16 protein-coding genes are annotated in these 18,183 nt (G+C 71.3%); 2 read left to right on the top strand and 14 right to left on the bottom strand.

What is annotated here, in order from left to right; genetic code table 11:
• Nucleotides 1-57 precede the first annotated feature (57 nt).
• The 13 genes from ACWAUO_RS14555 to ACWAUO_RS14495 all read right to left on the bottom strand — a co-directional run bounded on the left by ACWAUO_RS14555 (nt 58) and on the right by ACWAUO_RS14495 (nt 15,695).
• The gene (locus ACWAUO_RS14555) at nt 58-1,419 is read right to left on the bottom strand and encodes a phenylacetate--CoA ligase family protein (RefSeq protein WP_460776445.1); all 1,362 of its coding nucleotides are present in this window, start codon (nt 1,417-1,419) and stop codon (nt 58-60) included.
• A 6-nt stretch (nt 1,420-1,425) separates the two neighbouring features.
• A complete protein-coding gene (locus ACWAUO_RS14550; RefSeq protein ID WP_460776444.1) occupies nt 1,426-2,277 on the bottom strand; it encodes an SDR family NAD(P)-dependent oxidoreductase in 852 nt (283 codons plus the stop codon).
• A 131-nt stretch (nt 2,278-2,408) separates the two neighbouring features.
• A complete protein-coding gene (locus tag ACWAUO_RS14545) occupies nt 2,409-4,133 on the bottom strand; it encodes a dipeptide ABC transporter ATP-binding protein (RefSeq protein ID WP_460776443.1) in 1,725 nt (574 codons plus the stop codon).
• Complete coding sequence (locus ACWAUO_RS14540; RefSeq protein ID WP_460776442.1) at nt 4,130-5,068, bottom strand: ABC transporter permease; 939 nt, start codon at nt 5,066-5,068, stop codon at nt 4,130-4,132. Before ACWAUO_RS14540 ends, ACWAUO_RS14545 begins: the two co-directional genes overlap by 4 nt.
• Nucleotides 5,055-6,092 carry an ABC transporter permease gene (locus ACWAUO_RS14535; RefSeq protein WP_460776440.1) on the bottom strand — a complete coding sequence of 346 codons (1,038 nt, stop codon included), beginning with the start codon at nt 6,090-6,092 and terminating at the stop codon, nt 5,055-5,057. Before ACWAUO_RS14535 ends, ACWAUO_RS14540 begins: the two co-directional genes overlap by 14 nt.
• The gene (locus tag ACWAUO_RS14530; RefSeq protein ID WP_460776439.1) at nt 6,092-7,870 is read right to left on the bottom strand and encodes an ABC transporter substrate-binding protein; all 1,779 of its coding nucleotides are present in this window, start codon (nt 7,868-7,870) and stop codon (nt 6,092-6,094) included. The genes ACWAUO_RS14535 and ACWAUO_RS14530 overlap by 1 nt, the downstream gene beginning before the upstream one ends.
• A 95-nt stretch (nt 7,871-7,965) precedes the next feature.
• Nucleotides 7,966-9,024: an amidohydrolase family protein gene (locus tag ACWAUO_RS14525; RefSeq protein WP_460776437.1), complete on the bottom strand. Its 1,059-nt coding sequence runs from the start codon at nt 9,022-9,024 to the stop codon at nt 7,966-7,968.
• A gap of 25 nt (nt 9,025-9,049) precedes the next feature.
• Nucleotides 9,050-10,156: a zinc-dependent alcohol dehydrogenase gene (locus ACWAUO_RS14520; protein ID WP_460776436.1), complete on the bottom strand. Its 1,107-nt coding sequence runs from the start codon at nt 10,154-10,156 to the stop codon at nt 9,050-9,052.
• Between the two features lie 90 nt (nt 10,157-10,246).
• Nucleotides 10,247-11,299 carry a hypothetical protein gene (locus tag ACWAUO_RS14515; protein WP_460776434.1) on the bottom strand — a complete coding sequence of 351 codons (1,053 nt, stop codon included), beginning with the start codon at nt 11,297-11,299 and terminating at the stop codon, nt 10,247-10,249.
• Nucleotides 11,296-11,847, bottom strand: a complete 552-nt coding sequence (locus tag ACWAUO_RS14510) for a UGSC family (seleno)protein (protein ID WP_460776433.1) — start codon at nt 11,845-11,847, stop codon at nt 11,296-11,298. Before ACWAUO_RS14510 ends, ACWAUO_RS14515 begins: the two co-directional genes overlap by 4 nt.
• A 15-nt stretch (nt 11,848-11,862) precedes the next feature.
• On the bottom strand, nt 11,863-12,990 hold the full coding sequence (locus ACWAUO_RS14505; protein ID WP_460776432.1) for an NDMA-dependent alcohol dehydrogenase: 1,128 nt from the start codon (nt 12,988-12,990) through the stop codon (nt 11,863-11,865).
• 41 nt (nt 12,991-13,031) lie between these two features.
• The gene (locus ACWAUO_RS14500; protein WP_460776430.1) at nt 13,032-14,519 is read right to left on the bottom strand and encodes an aldehyde dehydrogenase family protein; all 1,488 of its coding nucleotides are present in this window, start codon (nt 14,517-14,519) and stop codon (nt 13,032-13,034) included.
• A gap of 18 nt (nt 14,520-14,537) precedes the next feature.
• Nucleotides 14,538-15,695 carry an NDMA-dependent alcohol dehydrogenase gene (locus ACWAUO_RS14495; protein ID WP_460776428.1) on the bottom strand — a complete coding sequence of 386 codons (1,158 nt, stop codon included), beginning with the start codon at nt 15,693-15,695 and terminating at the stop codon, nt 14,538-14,540.
• A 302-nt stretch (nt 15,696-15,997) separates the two neighbouring features.
• On the opposite strand from ACWAUO_RS14495, the gene ACWAUO_RS14490 reads away from it, so the two are divergent.
• Nucleotides 15,998-16,915: an SDR family oxidoreductase gene (locus ACWAUO_RS14490; protein WP_460776426.1), complete on the top strand. Its 918-nt coding sequence runs from the start codon at nt 15,998-16,000 to the stop codon at nt 16,913-16,915.
• A gap of 139 nt (nt 16,916-17,054) precedes the next feature.
• A complete protein-coding gene (locus ACWAUO_RS14485; RefSeq protein WP_460776424.1) occupies nt 17,055-17,858 on the top strand; it encodes an IclR family transcriptional regulator in 804 nt (267 codons plus the stop codon).
• Nucleotides 17,859-17,953: 95 nt separating this feature from the next.
• On the opposite strand, the gene ACWAUO_RS14480 is transcribed toward ACWAUO_RS14485, so the two are convergent.
• A complete protein-coding gene (locus ACWAUO_RS14480; protein ID WP_460776423.1) occupies nt 17,954-18,178 on the bottom strand; it encodes a hypothetical protein in 225 nt (74 codons plus the stop codon).
• Between the last annotated feature and the right edge of the window lie 5 nt (nt 18,179-18,183).

The following is an 18,183-nucleotide window of genomic DNA, read 5'->3' as shown; positions in this document are numbered from 1 at the left end:
TACGTTCCGGCACCGCGACGACCGCCGCGAGGACGCGACGCGTCGGACGGGAGCCGGTCAGCCCTCCCCGCCGACGTACACGAGGGCGTTCTTGTACGCGCTGATCGGGATCGTGCCCTCGGCGAGCGGCTCGATCGCGACGCGCACCCGGAGGCGCTGGCGCACCTCCTCCTCGGTGTCCGCGATGACCCGGGCGACCCGCGCCTGGTCCTCCCCCGCGGCGATCTCCACCTCGACCGGGATGGGGTCGTCGAAGCGCACCTGGGATGCGGTGTCCTTGCGCACCCGCATCCGGCCGCTGAAGGTCGGGGCCCCGACGTCGAGGACGACCTCGCGGATGGCCGAGGGGTACACGTTCATCGCCTTGTAGATGAGCATGTCGTCCGTGCGACCGATGCAGCGGACCGTGGGCGCGTTCCGCCCGCACGGGCAGCCCCGCGCGACCACCTGCATCTGGTCGCGGGAGCGGAACCGCACGACGGCGGACGCCTCGCGACCGAGGGTCGTGTACACGGCCTCCCCGCTCGCGCCCGGCTCCCACGGCACGTGCGCACCGGTGACCGGGTCGATGAGTTCGACCAGCACGTCGGGGGCGGCGGTGAAGTGCATGCCGTTCCCGACGTGGCACTCCGCCCACATGGCCGGCAGCACGTCGCCGAGTCCCATGAACTCGCTGACCCGGGTCGCCCCCCACGCCTCGAGGATGCCCTGCCGGATGTGCGGCACGCCCGCGCCGGGCTCACCGCCGGCGATGACGGTGCGCACCCGCAGCTCGGTCGCCGGACGACCGAGCTCGACGCCGCAGCGCTCGGCGAAGTGGGTCGCGAACGACGCGGTCGACACGAGCACGTCCACGCCCAGGCGTTCCATGCCGAGGGCCATGCGCGCGGTGGTCTGCCCGCCGATCCAGGCGAGCGCGCCGCCCGCCTCCCGGATCCCGTCCGCGTACGGCATGCCCCCGGCGACGATGGCCATCCCGGTGGTGAGGGCGACGATGGAGCCCGGCTCGACACCGGCGGTCCGGTAGGCGTTGCCGATGCCGGCGCGCCAGCGGACGAGGTCGTTGCGGCTGAGTCCGAAGAAGGTGGGCGCGCCCGTGGTGCCGGACGAACTCGTCACCTGGGCGAGTTCGCTGGTCGGGACGAGCTGGTACCGGCCGAGCGGACGCGCCGGGTCGGTGTGGGCCTGCCCCTCGCGCAGGTCGTCCTTCGTCGTGAAGGGCACCTCGATGAGGTCGTCCCAGTGCAGCGGGGTCGCGACCCCGTCGAGCCGCTCACGCCACACGTCGTGGCGGCGCAGCCGCTCCATCATGCGGCCGAACTCGGCCACCTGGTCGGCCTGCAGCGTCTCCCACGGCACGGATTCCACCTCGGCGGGCGAAGCGAAGGCGGCGGGTCGGGCGTTGTCGATGATGCTCATGGTCGCCTACTTCTTGGAGTCGCTGCCGGCCTGGCCGAGGTTCCGGATGGCGAAGCCGCCGCCGTCGACCGGCAGGACGTGCCCGGTGATCCAGCGCGCCTCGTCGGTGAGGAGGAAGAACGCGGCCGAGGCGATGTCCCAGACGTTCCCCTCCGTCCGCAGCGCCACGTTGTTCTTGCGGATCTCGCGGACCTCGGGGGTGAGGCCGCGTGCTGCGAACGCGCCCCAGATCATGCCGACGCGGACGACATTGGCGCGCACCCCGCGCTCGGCGAGCGAGCCCGCCGCGCCGAGGGTGAGCTTCTCGAGCGCCGTCTTCGCAATGCCGTACGGCATGCCCGGTCCGCGTCCCTCGGCGGCACCGGAGGAGACCGTGACGATCGCACCGCCTCGCGGGAGGTACTTCTGCGCGTGACGCAGGAGGTACCAGACCTGCGTGAAGTTCAGGTCGAGGGCCTTGTGCCAGTCCTCGATCGAGACGTCGAAGATGCTCTCGACGCCGCCGCCGCCGATGGAGTCGGCGACCACGTCGATCCGGCCGAACCGCTCGTGCGCCGCGTCGACCGCCTGCTTCACCGCGTCGTCGTCGGTCATGTCGACGGCGAACACCTCGGCCTCGCCGCCGGCGTCGTGGATCAGCTCGGCGGCCCGCTCCCCCGCCTCGGCGCTCGCGTCGAGGATGGCGACCTTCGCACCGCTGCGTGCGGCGAGCCAGCCGATGGCGAAGCCCACGCCGCCCTCCGGACCGGAGAGCCCGCCGCCGGCGATGAGTGCGACCTTGTCCGCGAGCCACGGGGTGCGCGGCGCCGTGGCGATCGGGTCTTCCAGGATCGCGGGGGTGGTGGAGGTGATCGTCATGTGCGGTGTTCCTTTCACGTCGGTTCACTTTCCCGAGCGGCCGGGTGGGTCTTCCACGTCGTTCCCATGGGGTGGAAGCCGCGGCTTCCGCCCCATGGAAGCGACGCCGGATCCGGTGTTCCGCCGTCGGGTCAACCCGCGGCGACGATGCCCCGGGCGGCGCGGCGCGCCTGCAGCATCCGCGGGTCTGGGTCGGGCACGGCGGCCAGCAGCTCCTTGGTGTACTCGTGCTGCGGGTCGGTGAACAGCTGCTCCACCGGTCCGTATTCGACGAGCCGGCCCTGATGCATGACGCACACGTCGTCGGAGATGTAGCGGACGACGTTGAGGTCGTGCCCGATGAACACGTAGGTGAGGCCGAGGTCCTTCTGCAGCCGCACGAGCAGGCGGAGCACCTGCGCCTGGATGAGCACGTCGAGCGAGCTGGTCGCCTCGTCGCAGACGATGAGGTCGGGTTCGAGCGCGACGGCCCGCGCGATGGCCACGCGCTGCGCCTGCCCGCCGGAGAGCTCGATCGGACGGCGGTTCCGGTACGTCTCGGGGTCGAGACCCACGACGTCCAGCACCTCGTCGACGCGCGCCCTGGCCTGCGCGTCGGTCATGCCGCCGTGCCCGCGGAGGGGCTCGGCGACCACGTCCGAGACCCGCCACCGCGGGTTCAGCGAACCGAAGGGGTCCTGGTAGACCATCTGCATGTGCGCGTAGGCCCGGTTGAGCTCGCGCCGCTTCATGCCGACCAGTTCCTGCCCGCGGAAGGTGACCGACCCGCTCTTGGGGCGTTCGATCTGCAGCACCGCCCGCGCGATGGTCGACTTCCCCGATCCGGTCTCGCCGACGATGCCCAGGGTCGTGCCGGGGCGCACGTCGAATGAGACGTCGTCGACCGCCCGCAGCACACCGGTCTTGACCCCGCCGGCGCCGCGGGTGACGTACTCCTGCGACAGGTGGCGCACGGTCAGCAGCGGCGGTCGCGCGTCGCCGGCGTGGGCGGCGTCGCGCTCGTCGACGCGCTGCTGACGCTCGGTGGGCAGCTGCGTGAACGCGCTCAGCAGCTCCTTCGTGTAGGGCTCGCGGTCGTCGCTGAACAGGTCCTCGGGCAGCACGTGCTCGACCACCTGGCCGTGGCGCATGACCATCACGTCGTCGGCGTAGCAGGCCGCGAGCGAGAGGTCGTGGCTGATGAGGATGATGGCCATGCCCAGCCGGTCCTGCAGCTCGCACAGCAGGTCCATGATCTTCGCCTGGGTCGTGACGTCGAGCGCCGTGGTCGCCTCGTCGGCGATGAGCACCTTGGGGTCGCCGGCGAGCGCCATGGCGATCACGACGCGCTGCCGCATCCCGCCGGAGAGCTGGTGCGGGTACTGCTTCATGCGCAGCTCCGGCGAGGACAGCCGGACGAGTCGCAGCAGCTCCAGCGCGCGTTCGTGCGCGGCCTTCTTGTCCATCGTGGAGTGCATGCGGATGGCCTCGACGACCTGGTTCCCGATGCTCATGGTCGGGTTCAGCGACGTGGCGGGGTTCTGGAACACCATCGCGAGGTCGCACCCGCGGACGGCCCGCATGGCGCGTTCGTCGAGCGTGAGGAGTTCCTTGTCGCCCATCCGCGCCGAGCCGCTCACCATCGCGCTCGGGGGCAGGAGCCCCATGAGCGCACGGGTGCCGACGGACTTGCCCGAGCCGGACTCGCCGATGATGGCGAGTGTGCGGCCGGCGTGCACGTCGTAGGTGAGGCCCTTCACGGCGTGGACGAGGGTGCCGCCGCGCGAGAACGTGACGCGCAGGTCGCGGACGGCGAGCACCGGCGGGGTGCCACCGGATGCGGCGGCGGGGAGGGTCTGGGAGGGCAGGGTCGTCATCGTCCGCTCATCTCGTCTCGTACGTTCTCGCCCAGCAGGTTGAACGAGAGCACCGTCACCAGCAGGGCGAGGCTCGGCCAGAGCACGAGCAACGGGGTGGCGGACAGCGACTGCTGCCCCTCGTAGATCATGTTCCCCCAGCTCGGCTGCGGCAGCGGGATGCCGAGCCCCAGGAAGCTCAGCGCGCCCTCGGTCACGATGACGATGCCCATGCCGAGCATGACGAAGTTGATCAGCTGGGGTGCGATGTTCGGCGCCACGTGCCCGCCGAGGATGCGCCAGGTCGAGCTGCCGCTGAGCTGCGCGGCCCGCAGATAGGGCATGTTCACCACCCGCAGCGTCGACGAGCGCGCGATCCGGGCGACGGCCGGGATGCTGAACGCGGTCAGCGCCAGGATCGTGTTCGGCAGGCTCGGGCCGAGCACCTGCGCGATCGCGATCGTGAGCACGAGCGACGGGAACGCGATCAGCACGTCGAGCAGCCGCATGATGACCGTGTCGGTCTTGCCGCCGACGTAGCCGGCGATCATGCCGATGCCGCCGCCGACGAGCAGGCCGATCGCGTTGACGGCGAGCGCCACCGAGAGCGACGCGCGGCCGCCGTAGATGAGCCGCGACAGGATGTCGTTGCCGTTCCAGTCGGTGCCCAGCGGGTGGCCGGCCGACCCCGGCGGCAGTCCGGAGTCGAGCACGTTCCCGCCGGTGGGCGACGGGAGCGGCAGCACGAACGGGCCGAGGAAGCACAGCGCGAGCAGGGCGATGACGAACCCGCCCGGGATCCACACCACCAGGCGCCGGCGCAGCCGCGCCCAGGCGAGGGCACGGGCGGTGACCGGCACCGGCTGCAGCAGGGTCTCGGTGGGGGTGATCGTGGTGCCGGCGAGCGCGAGCTCGGCGGGGTCGGAGGTGGACGTCTGGGGTTCAGTGATCGCCATAGCGGATCCTCGGGTCGAGAACGGCGTACAGGACGTCGACGATGAGATTGGCCGCGACCGCGACGGCCGCGAAGATGAAGACGCAGATCTGCACGACCGCGACGTCGCGGGAGAGCGCACCCTGCAGGAGCATGTTGCCCAGGCCCGGCATCGCGAAGATCTGCTCGATGATGACCGTGCCGCCCACGAGCGCGCCGACGTTGAGGCCGACCAGCGTGAGCAGCCCGAACGACGAGTTGCGGAACGCGTGGAGCCACAGCACCCGCCACGGTCCCGCACCCTTGGCGCGGGCGGTGTCGATGTAGTCGGCGCCGTTGAGCTGTTCCACGACGTCGCCGCGGAGGAACCGGGCGTAGAAGCAGAAGAGGGGGATGGCGAGCGCGAGCACCGGGAGGGTGACCGATCGCAGGTTCGGTCCGAGGCCGTCCGACAGCGGCACGTAGCCGATCGCCGGCAGCATCCGGAGCGAGACCGCGAACACCAGCACGAGCAGGAGCGCGAGCACGTAGTTGGGGATGGACAGGAGGGTCATGGAGCAGACCATGACGATCCGGTCGAAGACGCCGCCGGGCTTGCGGGCCGCGAGCAGGGCGATGGGCAGGGCCACCACGAGCGAGACGATGAACGCGAGCGAGACGATCTCGATCGTGACCGGTGCGCGTTCGGCGAGGAGGTCGGCGACCGAACGACCGCTCACCGAGGAGCGTCCGAGGTCGCCGGTGACGAACCCGGCCAGCCAGCCGAGGTACCGCTCGTACGCGGGACGGTCCAGCCCCATGGACTTGCGGACCGCCTCGACCTCTTCCTCGGTCGCGTCCATGCCCGCCTGGGTGCGGGCGGGGTCCCCCGGCATCGCCTCGAGCAGGGCGAACACGAGCACGCTGATCGCGAACAGCAGCGGGATCGCGATGAGGACGCGCCGGAGGATGAGGCGCAGGAGCGGGGACCCCGCCACCCGGCGGAAGAGGGACGAACCCTCCTCCGCCGTGGTGGCGGGGGCCGCCGTGGGGGTGTCGATGGACACTACTGCTCCACCCACACCCGGTCGTACAGCACGCCCTGGTTGACGGCGAGCGCCGGGATCGGCTCGGTGAGACCCGGACCGTGGACGCCCTTGCGCATCACCTGCGCCGGCGAGAACGCCATGCCGAACGGTGCGTACGCGTTCTCGGCGATGTACGCCGACGCCTCCTTGTACAGCGCCTCGCGCTCGTCGGGGTCGATCGTGGCGGACGCGGCGCGGAGGATCTGGTCGAGCTCCGTGGACATGCCCTGCGCGATCGCGTCGGCGGCGGATGCGGCGCCCTCCGGCAGCGGGGTGCCGCTGAACGGCGAGGTCGAGCCGAAGCGGACCACGACGCCGATGCCGGCGGCAGGCTCCCAGGCGCCCGCGGTCTGGAGCATCGCCTCCCAGTCGCCGGAGACGAAGTCGGTGATCACGTCGCCCAGCGCCGACGCCTCGATGTCGACGTCGATGCCGGCTTCCTCCCACTGGGTCTGCAGCGCGGTGGTCACGGCGCGGGCGGTCACGATGTCGGTGGTTCCGAGCGTGACCTTGAGGCCGCCGAGCTCCTCGACGAGCGCCTTCGCCTTGTCGAGGTCGTAGGTGCGGTACCCGGGGACCTCGGCGTGGTAGAACAGGCCGCCCGGGGCGGTGAACGACTGGCTCATCGCGCCCTCGCCCTTGAACAGGCCCTGGTTGATCGCGTCGAAGTCGGTCGCGTAGTAGATCGCCTCACGGGCACGGATGTCGTCGAACGGCGCCTTGCGGGTGTTCAACTGCACGACGTACGGCGAGGTGGGGGCACCGATGACGACGGTGAGGTCGGGGTTGTTCTCCGCCTCGTTGATGAGCGTCACCGAGCTGAGTCCCTCGATCACGTCGCCCTGACCCGCCAGCAGCGTCTGGTACGCGACCTGGTCACCGCCGACGGACTGGAACGTGAGGCTGTCCAGGTAGGGCAGCCCCTCCTTGAAGTAGCTGTCGTTGCGCGCGAGCTCGAGGCGCTCGTTCTGCTTGTTCGACACGACGGTGAACGGACCTGCCGCGACCGGCGTCACCGAGAACTTCTCGGCGCCGAGTTCCTTGTACGCGGTCGGCGAGGCGATGAGGTTCAGGCTGGTGCTGGGGAAGCCGTTCACGAGTGCGCCGTTGACCGAGGCGAAGGACATCTCCACCGTCAGGTCGTCGGTCGCGCGGATCGCGCCGAGGCGCTGCCAGACGAGGTCCTGGTCGACGTCGGCCGGGAGTGCGGCGAACAGGTCGTCGACGAACTCCTGCGGGAGGTCGGGCCGCGGCAGGTCGAGGTTCAGGTCGAGCTGGGGGGCGCCGGTGCTGCCCGAGCTGAGCTCACGGATCCAGTTCCACACCACGGCGTCCGCGTCGAACGGGGTGCCGTCGCTGAAGGTGATGCCGTCGCGGAGGGTGACGACGAGGGTCAGCCCCTCGTCCTTCCACTCGTAGCCCTCGGCCTGGTTGGGGACGATCTCCGCGTTCTCGCCGTCCTCGTCCGCCTCGAGGGTGAACAGGCCGCCGAAGATCGCGGCGTTCTGGGGCAGGTTCGCCCCGGTCGTGTTGCTGGTGGCCGGGTCCAGACCGGTCGCCCATCCGCCGGAGTAGCCGGCGTCGAGGAGGACCGTGAGGTCCCCGCCCTGCTGCGGCTTCCCGTCGCCGCCACCGGACTGCGAGGCGGTCTCACCGGGCGCGCAGGCCGCGGCGGTCGCCACCATGCCGGTCGCGAGCAGGAGTGTCCCCAGCACTCGCAGCTTCCGGCGCCAAGATCGCTGTGTCTTCATCTTCATGCTCCTCGTCGGATCACTCGGGTGACAACCTCGTCTCCGCCCGGCTTCCTCGCCAGGCCCGAGCTGTCGGCAGTCTGTCTCAGGGAAAAGCGGGGTTACAGGGCAATTCCGTCGGACGAAAGCGACGGTGAACCGGTCTCCCGCCCACCGGCAAGGGCGTGTTCCCGGCCCAGCCAGCGCAGGGCGTTCGCGGACGAGATCGCCTCCCACTCGGAGTCCTCGAGTCCCATCTCCCGCAGGGTGCGGGCCGCCGGGTCCTCCCGCAGCATCGCCGGGAAGTCCGAGCCGACGAGCAGCCGGTCGGCGCCGAGCAGGTCGATGAGGTAGCGGATGGTCCGCCGGTCGAAGACCATGGAGTCGTAGTAGAAGCGCCGGGCGTACTCGAGGGGCGACGGCCCGTCGTCGGGCATCACCGCGCGGCTGAGATCACGCGGCTCCTCGTTCCAGGAGCCGCCCCAGAAGTAGTTCGCCCGGGGCAGGATCATCGCGAGGCCGCCGGCGGCGTGGCTGAAGGAGATGCGCAGGTCCGGGACGGCGGCGGCGGTGCCGGAGAGGATGAGGGAGGCGGCCGCCAGCATCCCCTCGATCCCGACGACGTACGTGCCCATGCCGGTCGCCGGGAGTCGGTCGGTGAGCGCCGGCATGGCGTGCACGAAGACGCTGAGCCCGCGGTCCTGCGCCTCCTGGAAGAACGGCAGGAACCGCTCGTCGCCGAGCGAGACGCCGTTCACGTTCGACGCGATCTCCACACCGTCCAGGCCCATCTCGTCGATGTCCTTGAGGAGGGCGGTCGCGGCGTCCGGGTCCTGCATGGGTGCCATGCCGAGGCCGGCGATGCGGGAGGGGGCCGCGGCCACCATCTCGGCGGTCTTCTCGTTCGTCCACTGCGCGAGCGCGAGCCCGTCCGAAGGCTCGAGGTCGTAGCGCAGCAGCGGCGGCATGGGGCTGACGACCTCCATGTCCACGCCGGAGGCGTCCTGCGCCTCGACGCGGCGCTCGGCCTCGAAGAAGACGTCCTTGGCGCGGAAGCGCATCTCGCCGAAGGCGAGGACGCGGTCGGTGCTGCCGTCGACCGCTTCCATCCGGGGGAAGCAGTCGGGGCCGTGTTCGGGGTAGTCCCCGGGCAGCAGGTGTGCGTGAGCGTCGATGATCACGGGTGGGTCCTTTCGCGGGCCGGGCTCAGTTGAACCCGGGGTGGACGGAGACGTGGATGGCCGAGGTGTCGTCGGTCTCACCGGCGAGCGTCTCGATCGCCAGGCCGACGTCGTCCAGACCGAACGTGTGGGTGTGGAGCTTCTCGAGCGGGAAGCGGCCCGACTCGATGAGGGCGATCGCCTTCTTGTTCGCGTCGGCGTCGACCCCGTAGGCGCCCTTGATCGTGATGGCGCGGTTGATGATGAGGTCGGTGACCAGCGGGATCTCGCGGTTGCCCTTGAGCCCGGCCAGCACCACCCGGCCGCCGTGTCGGACGGACTTCAGCGCGTCGGTCAGCGGGCCCGCGGCCATCGGCGTGAGGTCGAGCGCGACGTCGACGCCGCGACCGTCGGTGAGCTCCATGACCGCCTCGGCGGTGTCCAGCTGCTCGGGGCCGTCCACGATGAGGGTGTGGTCGGCGCCCAGTTCGCGGGCGACCGCCAGCTTGTGCGCATCGGCGGCGAGCCCGGTGGCGATGATCGTGCCGGCGCCGGCGGCCTTCGCCGCGATGATCGCGGCGAGGCCCCGCTGCCCGGAGCCGAGCACCAGCATGGTGTCCCCGAGCCCGACGCCGCCGAGATCGACCGCCCAGCGCACCCCGGCGCCGATCGGGTTGTAGAGCGCCGCGATCTCCACCGGGAGGTTCTTGTCGATCTTGTGCATCACCGCGTTGGGCGAGAGGTAGAGGTACTCGGCGAAGCCGCCCCACAGGCTCGGTTCGACCTCGATCCCGGTGACGCCGTGCCCGTACTTGCGGTTGCGGCAGGACTGGTACCGGCCGGTCAGGCAGTCCTCGCACGCGCGGCACGGGATGATGACCTCCAGCGCCACCCGGTCCCCGACCTGGACGCCCCAGCGCTGCGCCGCGCGCTCGCCGACCTCTTCGATGATGCCCATCGGCTCGTGCCCGGGGATGAACGGGCCGCCCGCACCGCCCATGTGGCCCTTGTAGATCTCGACGTCGCTGCCGCAGATGCCGTTGGCCTCCACCCGCAGCAGGCCCTCGTCGGGGCCGATCTTCGGGCGCAGGAACTCGCGCATCTCGATGGTGCGCGGTGCGGTCTGCACCGCTGCGCGGACGGTCTCGGTCATGGTGTTCTCCTCAACGGGTTGTCGTGTCGTGGGCAGCACCGTCAGCGGTCGCCGGAGACCGGGACCGCTGACGGCCTGCGCCGTCCGGGATCACGCGTGTGCGGGGACCGCCGCGCGGGTGACGATGGGGGTGGCCTTGCCGGACCAGTCGGCGAAGTTGCGGACCACCATGGAGATGCCCGCGGTGCGGGAGCCGGCGACCACGACGATGATCCTGTCGGGGTCGGCGATGGTGCGCTGGAACTCGTCCGGGTCGCCCCCCTCCCCCGGGCCGCGCACACCGGGGCCGCTCGTGCCGTCCTTGCCCACCGCGTGCAGCTGCGCGGTGGTGCGGCCGGAGTGCTCGGCGAGCCAGCGGGCGACGTCGGCCCGGCTGTAACCGGCGCGCGCCAGCATCCAGGCGTGCTCCGGGCAGAGGACGACCCCGGCCAGCGCGTGCGTGAAGATCCAGGACCCGGACCGCCCGATGGTGTCGGCGAAGTCGGCGAGCAGCTGCTCGACGTTCGCGGTGTGCCGGTTGTCGATGTACTCGGAGGTGCGAAGCAGCGTCGCGGTGACCGCGTTCCCGCCGACCCCGAGCTCCTCGGCGAGCGGGGCCCAGGGGCTGTCCTCCTCGTTCTCCGCGATGCACATCGACCAGCGACCGGGGATGCCCTGGGTGGCCTGCTCCAGTTCGTGCGGCCGCACGCCGAACGCGTTGCGGACGATGAGCCCGATCGCGCGGGCGACGGTCGCGTTGGCACGGAAGCCGGGCCCGAACGCGCCGCCGGCGGTGTTGAACCCGAGCTCCGTGCGGATGGGGCCGTTGACGATGAGGAGGGGGGCCGGGCCTGACGTGGACTGCCAGCCGCCGCCCATCGCCGCCCGTTCCCCCATGAGCGCCTCCCAGGCGGCGAGCACCACCGGGAAGTACTCCGGGCGGCAGCCGGCCATCGCGGCGTTGATCGCGGCGACCTCGACCGTCACGGTGCGCTCGGTCTGCGGCATCGTGCCGATGACCTCCTGCGGGTCCCGATCGGTCGTGGCCAGGAACCGGTCCACGAGCGGACGGGATGCGGGCACGAGCGGCAGCCCGTCGCTCCATCCCTGCTCGAAGCAGTACTCGATGGCGGCCTGGGCGTTGTCCGGGTCGAGTTCGCTCATGCGGCCACCTCCGAGGTGAGCACCGAGACGATGTCGGGGAGCAGGCGCCGCGCGCGCTCGCGCACCCCGTCCTCGTCGAGGACGGCGACCGGGTGCTCGGTGCGCAGCCACTCGTAGTCCGGCGCCCCCTGGATGCCGGCCATGGTGCGCCCGGTCACGTCGAACGCGTCGGTCAGCACCACCGCGGCGGGGAGCCCCGCCCGCTCGAAGTTGATCCCGTCGGCGACGGCCGCGGCGCTGCAGGAGCCGCAGTCGCCGACCCCGGTCACCACGACGTCGGCCGCGGCGAGGAAGCGACCGACGATCTCGTCGTCGACCGGCACCGAGAAGCTGCGCTTCGTCTCGACGATGCTCACCTCGGCCGCGCCGTGCTCGGCCACGAGCAGCTCCCCCACCGTGGTGAGGAACAGCATCGCGTTGTGCTTCGTGTTGTCCAGCAGTCCGATGCGGACGCCCTCGAGGGTGCGCCGGCGCGGCGCGAGCTCGGTGGGCGCGACACGCACCGCCTCGGTCGCCCGCCCGGTGGGGTCGAGAATCGCGTTGACCACGGTCGGTCCCTCCCCTCAGGCGCCTTCGTGCAGGATGACGCCGCGGATGTTCTTCCCGGATTCGAGGTCGGCGTAGGCCTCGTTGACCTCGTCGAGGCTGTAGGTGCGCGAGACGAGCTCCTTCAGCTTCAGGTCGCCCGAGCGGTAGAGCTTCTGCAGCTTCGGGATGTCGTACAGCGGGTTGCAGTCGCCGAACAGCGCGCCGCGGATCTGCCGCTGGTAGCTGATCAGCATGCCGCCGTGGACGTGCACGGCCTTCTCGGTGAGGTGGCCGACGGCGGTGATGGTGACCTTCCCGCCCTTGCCGGTCATCATGACCGCCGCGTTCACCATCTCCTCGGTCACCGCGTCCGGGGTGAGGATGACGTGGTCGGCGAGCTGGCCCCACGTCTCGGACACGATGTAGTCGTGCGCCTCCTTCGCCGTGGCGAACGCGGCCGTCGCACCGAAGTTCTCCAGCGCGTTCTCGCGCTTGAAGGCCACCGGGTCGACCACGACCACGTGCTGGGCGCCGGCGTACCGGGCCCCCTGTACCGCGTTGGAGCCGACACCACCGGCACCGAAGACCACCACCGCGTCGCCGGCGCGGACGCCGGCGGCGTACACCGCCGAACCCCACCCGGTGGGCACACCGCATCCGATGAGCGAGGCGAGCTCGAACGGGATGTCGTCGTCGAGCGGGACGACCGCGTACTCGGAGACCACCGCGTACTCCGAGAAGGTGCCGAGCGAGCAGAACCCGCCGATGTCCTCGCCGTCCTTGTGGAACCGGAACGAGCCGTCCAGGAACATGCCGGTGCCGGCGTTGAGCCCCTGCACGCACATGTTCTGGTGCCCGGTGGAACACGGACGACACGCGCCGCACGCCGGGATGTAGGAGAGCACCACGCGGTCGCCCGGCTTCACCCGGGTCACGAACGGTCCGACCGACTCGACGATGCCGGAGCCCTCGTGGCCGCCCACCATCGGGAACCGCACCGGCGCGTCACCGTGGGTGATGTGGTTGTCCGAGTGGCACAGCCCGCTCGCGACGAGCTTGATGCGCACCTCGTGCGCCTTGGGGTCGTCCAACTGGAGCTCGGTGAGCTCCCAGCCGACGTGCGGGGCGCGGGCGACGGCCGCGCGGGTGGTGAGTGTTGCCATGGGAGTTCTGTTCTCTCTTCGTCGAGGATCGGGTCTGGTGCTCAGCCGACGGCCGGTGCGGTGAGCGAGACGGTCTTCACCTGGGTCCAGTCCAGGACCGAGTCGGCGCCCATCGTGCGCCCGAACCCGCTGCTCTTGTAACCGCCCCAGGGGCCGCCGATGACGCTCGCGCCCAGCGGGTTGTTGATGCCCACCTGTCCGGCCTCCAGCCGCCGGGACATGCGCACGCCGGTGCCCAGGTCGCGGGTCCAGACCGAGGCGACCAGGCCGTACTCGGTCCCGTTGGCGACGCGGAGGGCCTCCTCCTCGTCGTCCACCGTGATGACCGACATGACCGGACCGAAGATCTCCTCCTGCGCGATGGTCGAGTCCGGCGCCACGTTGTCGAACAGCGTCGGCTGGACGAAGAAGCCGTCGCCGAACTCGCCGCCGGAGGGGACGCCGCCGCCGCACACGAGACGTGCACCCTCGGCCTGCCCCTTCTCGATGTAGCCGAGCACGCGCTGGTGCTGCTTCTCGTTGACGAGCGGACCCATCTGGACCGGCTGGTGCCACGGGCCGACCGTCACCTGCTGCAGCGCCGTGGCGAGGCGTTCGACGACCTCGTCGTGGATGCTGCGGAAGACGACCACCCGGGATCCGGCGGCGCACACCTGGCCGGTGTTCATCGTGATGGCCCACGCCATGGCCGGGATCGCCGCATCCAGGTCGGCGTCGGGGAACACCACCTGGGGAGACTTCCCGCCGAGCTCGAGGTGGAGCGGGATGAGGTTGCGCGCGGCCGTCTCCATCACGGCGCGTCCGGTCTGCGGCGACCCGGTGAAGCCGATGCGGCGGATGCCTCGGTGCGCCGGGACCGCCGCGCCGGCCTCTGCGCCGTAGCCGGTGACGACGTTGATGACGCCGGCGGGGATGCCGGCCTCCTGCGACAGCTTCGCCAGGGCCAGCGGGGTCAGCGGTGCGTCCTCGGCGGGCTTGATGACGATCGTGTTGCCGGCACCGATCGCGGCGCCCGCCTCCAGGACGAACTGCGCCCCGGGGGCGTTCCACGGGATGATCGAACCGACCACGCCGTAGGGCTCGCGGAGGGTGAGACCGAGGGTGTCGGGCGAGTGGGTGGGCAGGGACAGGCCCTGCACCTTGTCGACCTGGCCGGCGATGAAGCGCAGCTGCGCGCCGAAGCGGAGCGGCCCCCAGCTGGGGCGTCCCACCTCCCGCCGCTCGAGCTCGTCGAGCGCGTCGGCGTGCTGGTCGATGAGGTCCGCCCAACGGAACAGCAGCCCCGCACGGACGCTCGCGCTCAGGTCGCGCCACGCGGGGAAGGCCCGCTCGCCGGCGGTGACCGCCGCGTCGACGTCGGCGGCACCGCCGCGCGGAACGTTGGCGAGGTGCTCGCGCGTGGCCGGGTTGATGACCTCGATGAGGCCGCCGTCCGCTGCGGGGACCCATTCCCCGCCGATCAGCTGGGCGCCCTCCACGATGAGGTTCGACACCGCGTCGGCGGTCGCGTTCTCCGTGAGAATCGTCATGTCAGTTGTGTCCTTCGCTCAGTGTTCGATCTCGATGACGCCGCGGATGTTCTTTCCGTCGAGCATGTCCTGGTAGCCCTGGTTGACGTCCTCCAGGCGGTAGGTGCGCGTGACCAGCTCGTCGAGCTTCAGCTGCCCCGACTGGTAGAGGCTCAGCAGGCGCGGGACGTCGAAGAGTGGGTTGCAGCCGCCGAAGATGGCGCCCTGGATGCGGCGCTGGAAGCCGATGAGCATGCCGGGGTTCTCGTCGATCCAGCCGTTGCCCACGGCGGTGATGGTCACCTGGCCGGTCTTGCCGACGATGTTGATCGCGTCGTGGATCACCTCGTCGTGGAGCGAGCCCACGGTGATGATCGCGTGGTCGGCGAGCTCTCCCCAGGTGGCGGAGATCACGAACTCGGTCGCCTCGGCCGCGGTGGCGAAGGTGTGCGTGGCGCCGAAGGTCATGGCCATCTCGCGCTTGAACTCGACCGGGTCGACGACCACGACGCGCTGCGCACCGGCGTAGGCCGCGCCCTGGACGGCGTTCGACCCGACGCCGCCGGCGCCGAAGATCACGACCGTCTGGCCGGCGCGCACGCCCGCGGCGTGCACGGCGGTGCCCCAGCCGGTGGGGACGGCGCAGCCGACCAGCGCGGCGACCTTGAACGGGATCTCCTTCGGGATGGGGATGACCGAGTACTCGGAGACGACCGCGTACTGCGAGAAGGTGCCGAGCACGCACAGACCGCCGAAGTCGGTGTCGCCCTCGTGGAAGCGGAAGGTGCCGTCCGCGAACTCACCGGTGGAGGCGTTCTTGCCCTCGTCGCACAGGTTCTGGCGGCCGGTGGAACAGTAGCGGCACTTGCCGCAGGCGGGGATGAACGAACACACGACGTGGTCGCCGGGCTTGACCCGGGTCACGCCCTCGCCGACCGCGTCGACGACGCCGGCGCCCTCGTGACCGCCGACCACCGGCATCCGCATCGGGGCGTCGCCCCGCTGGATGTGGTCGTCGGAGTGGCACATGCCGGCGGCGTGGAACTTGATGCGCACCTCGTTCGCCTTCGGCGGATCGAGCTCGAGCTCGGCGATCTCCCACGGCTGCCCGGGCGCCCGGCAGACGGCCGCCTTCGTGGTGATGCGACCCGGGACGGCTGAGTCGGCGACGTCTTCCGGCGTGGTGATAGTGCTCATGAGGTCCCTTTCGGCGGTGGCGTTGACACGCATCCAGGACGCCTCACCCGGTCCGGGCGCCCATGCCCGGACCGTGGCGGGTCGCCCCGCGGATTACGACCACCCTGGAGCGAGCCCGAGACGACCGCCTAGCGTCCTTTCGCCACACGGAAGCCGATGCGGCCGAACCGTCGGGGCCGACGGCGTCGCCTGCTCCGGGATGCCGGCTGCTTCCGTCTGACGGAAGGCTGCGCGTCCGTGGCGGTCCCGGTGGGGTTTGATCCCGCTGAGAGCCACCACGACGACGTGGGAAGGAGCACGACATGCAGGACGTCCGCGACGAGGTCGTCGTCATCACCGGCGGTACCAGCGGGATAGGGCTGGGGATCGCACTCGCGTTCGCCCGGGCCGGCGCGAAGGTCGCTGTGCTCGGTCGCGGGGCCGCGCACCTGGAGGAGGCGCGCGAGCGCTTCGCCGGAGCGGGCCTGCCGCTGCTGGCGCTGCAGGCGGACGTCACCGATCGCGAAGCACTCGAGCGGGTCGCAGACCGGATCGAGGCCGAGCTCGGCCCGATCTCGGTGCTGGTGAACAACGCCGGTATCGGCCTCACCGGGCCGGTCGCCGCGGCGACCCCCGCGGACTGGGACTGGGTCGTCGACGTCAACATCAAGGGCGTCGGCAACGGTCTGCTCGCCTTCCTCCCCCGCATCCGTGCCCACGGGCGCGGCGGGCACATCGTGAACACCGCCTCAATGGCGGGCCTCATGCCTGTGGTCGCCGGGCTCTACTCCATGACGAAGGCCGGTGTCATCGCACTCTCCGAGGCCCTCGCGATCGAGCTGGCCCCCGAGGGCATCGGCGTCTCCGCCTACTGTCCGGGACCGACCCACAGCAACATCGCGACCGCCGTCGCGAACCGTCCGTCGCAGTACGGCGAGTCGGGCTACGCCCCGCCCGACCCGGCGTTCGCCGAGGCGGCCGCCCGGCAGCCGTACATGAGCGCGGAGGAGGCCGGCGAGCGGGTGCTCGAGGGCGTCCGGCGCAACGACCTGTTCATCCTCACGCACCCCGAGTTCGCCGCGGGCGTCGCCGAGCGCCATGCGACGATCGAGCAGGCGTTCCCGGACGAACCGATCGACGAGACCCGGAAGGCGGCGATCCCGTTCCTGCTCGGTTCGCCGGTCTACGCCGCGGAGAACCGGCGCCCGGCGCCCCGCCGCCCGAGCGACGCCCGGGTGTGACCGTGTCCCGCCTGCCGGAAGCCCGCGCGGACCGCCCCGCCGCTCCTTCCGGCCGGCGGAAGGAGCGAGTACGTTTGCTCACACCTGTGCTCGACGAGAACCCGCATCCCGTCATGGACATCACGGAGGTCGGTCAACGATGACCATCACTGACATTCGCCCTGCCCCGCCGGAGCAACGCACCGCCGCCCAGCGCGTGCTCGCCGTCCTGGACGCCTTCGACCAGGATCACCTGCTGCTCTCGCTGAGCGACATCAGCCGCCGCGCGTCACTCACCCTCAGCACCGCCCACCGGCTGGTCGGCGAGCTGCACGACTGGGGTGCCCTCGACCGGCATCCCGACGGCCGGTACGCCATCGGGATGCGGGTGCTCGAGCTCGGTGCGCTGGAGCCGAAGGGCATGCACCTGCGCGACGTCGCCCTCCCCTACCTCGGCGACCTGCAGACCGCGACGAACGCGAACGTGCACCTCGCGGTGCGCGACGGGCACGACGTGGTGTACGTCGAGTCGCTCCGTTCGCGGCAGGGCGCCCGCGTGCTCAGCCGTCTCGGTGGCCGCTGGCCGCTGCACGCCACCGGCACGGGGCAGATCCTGCTCGCGTTCGCGCCGACGGAGTTCCGCGAGGAGGTGCTCGCCTCGCCGCTGCAGCGGTACACCGCGAGCACGGTCACCGATCCGGAGCGGCTGCGGCGCGTGCTGGCGGAGGTGCGTCGGACCGGTGTGGCCGTGGTCGAGGACTCGATCACGACGGACGCCGTCGCCGTCGCGGTCCCGGTGCGCGGTCCCCGGGACCGCATCATCGCGGCGCTGTCGGTGACGGTCCACAAGAGCGGCCAGATGCCGCCGCAGAGCACGCTCCCGGCGCTCTCCGCGACCGCGCGGGCGATCTCCCGGGTGCTGGGTGCGCCGTCGGCGCAGGGCCGGCCGCCGACCGCGGCCTGAGCCCGGACACGACGACGCCGCCCGTCGCGGTTCCGACCCCTCGGGGTGCGGAGGCCGCGGCGGGCGGCGAGGTTCGTGCGTGATCAGCGCACGGATCAGTGCGGTGCGTCCGCGGGGTACTGGAGCGTGATCCGCGAGGCGTCGAGCTCGAGGGCGGACCCCAGGTAGCTCATCATCACCGAGCGGGGCACGAGGCAATCGCCGCAGACGCCCTCGTCGGCGGTCACCACGACCACCGCGGAGTCGTCGGCGCGATCGACCGACATCCGGAACCCGTCGACCGCGAGGGTGTCCACGAGTTGCTGCAGCTGGTCCGACATGGGTG

It is taken from the genome of Microbacterium sp. GXF7504 (assembly GCF_054798235.1).
Note: the sequence above shows the minus strand (reverse complement) of the source record. Positions and strands in the feature narration are given on the sequence as shown.

Coding starts and splice junctions, on each gene's coding strand:
- ACWAUO_RS14515 (WP_460776434.1), bottom strand. CDS start 11,299: ATGAGCGAACTCGACCCGGACAACGCCCAGGCCGCCATCGAGTACTGC.
- ACWAUO_RS14485 (WP_460776424.1), top strand. CDS start 17,055: ATGACCATCACTGACATTCGCCCTGCCCCGCCGGAGCAACGCACCGCC.
- ACWAUO_RS14480 (WP_460776423.1), bottom strand. CDS start 18,178: ATGTCGGACCAGCTGCAGCAACTCGTGGACACCCTCGCGGTCGACGGG.
- ACWAUO_RS14500 (WP_460776430.1), bottom strand. CDS start 14,519: ATGACGATTCTCACGGAGAACGCGACCGCCGACGCGGTGTCGAACCTC.
- ACWAUO_RS14550 (WP_460776444.1), bottom strand. CDS start 2,277: ATGACGATCACCTCCACCACCCCCGCGATCCTGGAAGACCCGATCGCC.
- ACWAUO_RS14520 (WP_460776436.1), bottom strand. CDS start 10,156: ATGACCGAGACCGTCCGCGCAGCGGTGCAGACCGCACCGCGCACCATC.
- ACWAUO_RS14495 (WP_460776428.1), bottom strand. CDS start 15,695: ATGAGCACTATCACCACGCCGGAAGACGTCGCCGACTCAGCCGTCCCG.
- ACWAUO_RS14540 (WP_460776442.1), bottom strand. CDS start 5,068: ATGGCGATCACTGAACCCCAGACGTCCACCTCCGACCCCGCCGAGCTC.
- ACWAUO_RS14505 (WP_460776432.1), bottom strand. CDS start 12,990: ATGGCAACACTCACCACCCGCGCGGCCGTCGCCCGCGCCCCGCACGTC.
- ACWAUO_RS14545 (WP_460776443.1), bottom strand. CDS start 4,133: ATGACGACCCTGCCCTCCCAGACCCTCCCCGCCGCCGCATCCGGTGGC.
- ACWAUO_RS14530 (WP_460776439.1), bottom strand. CDS start 7,870: ATGAAGATGAAGACACAGCGATCTTGGCGCCGGAAGCTGCGAGTGCTG.
- ACWAUO_RS14490 (WP_460776426.1), top strand. CDS start 15,998: ATGCAGGACGTCCGCGACGAGGTCGTCGTCATCACCGGCGGTACCAGC.
- ACWAUO_RS14555 (WP_460776445.1), bottom strand. CDS start 1,419: ATGAGCATCATCGACAACGCCCGACCCGCCGCCTTCGCTTCGCCCGCC.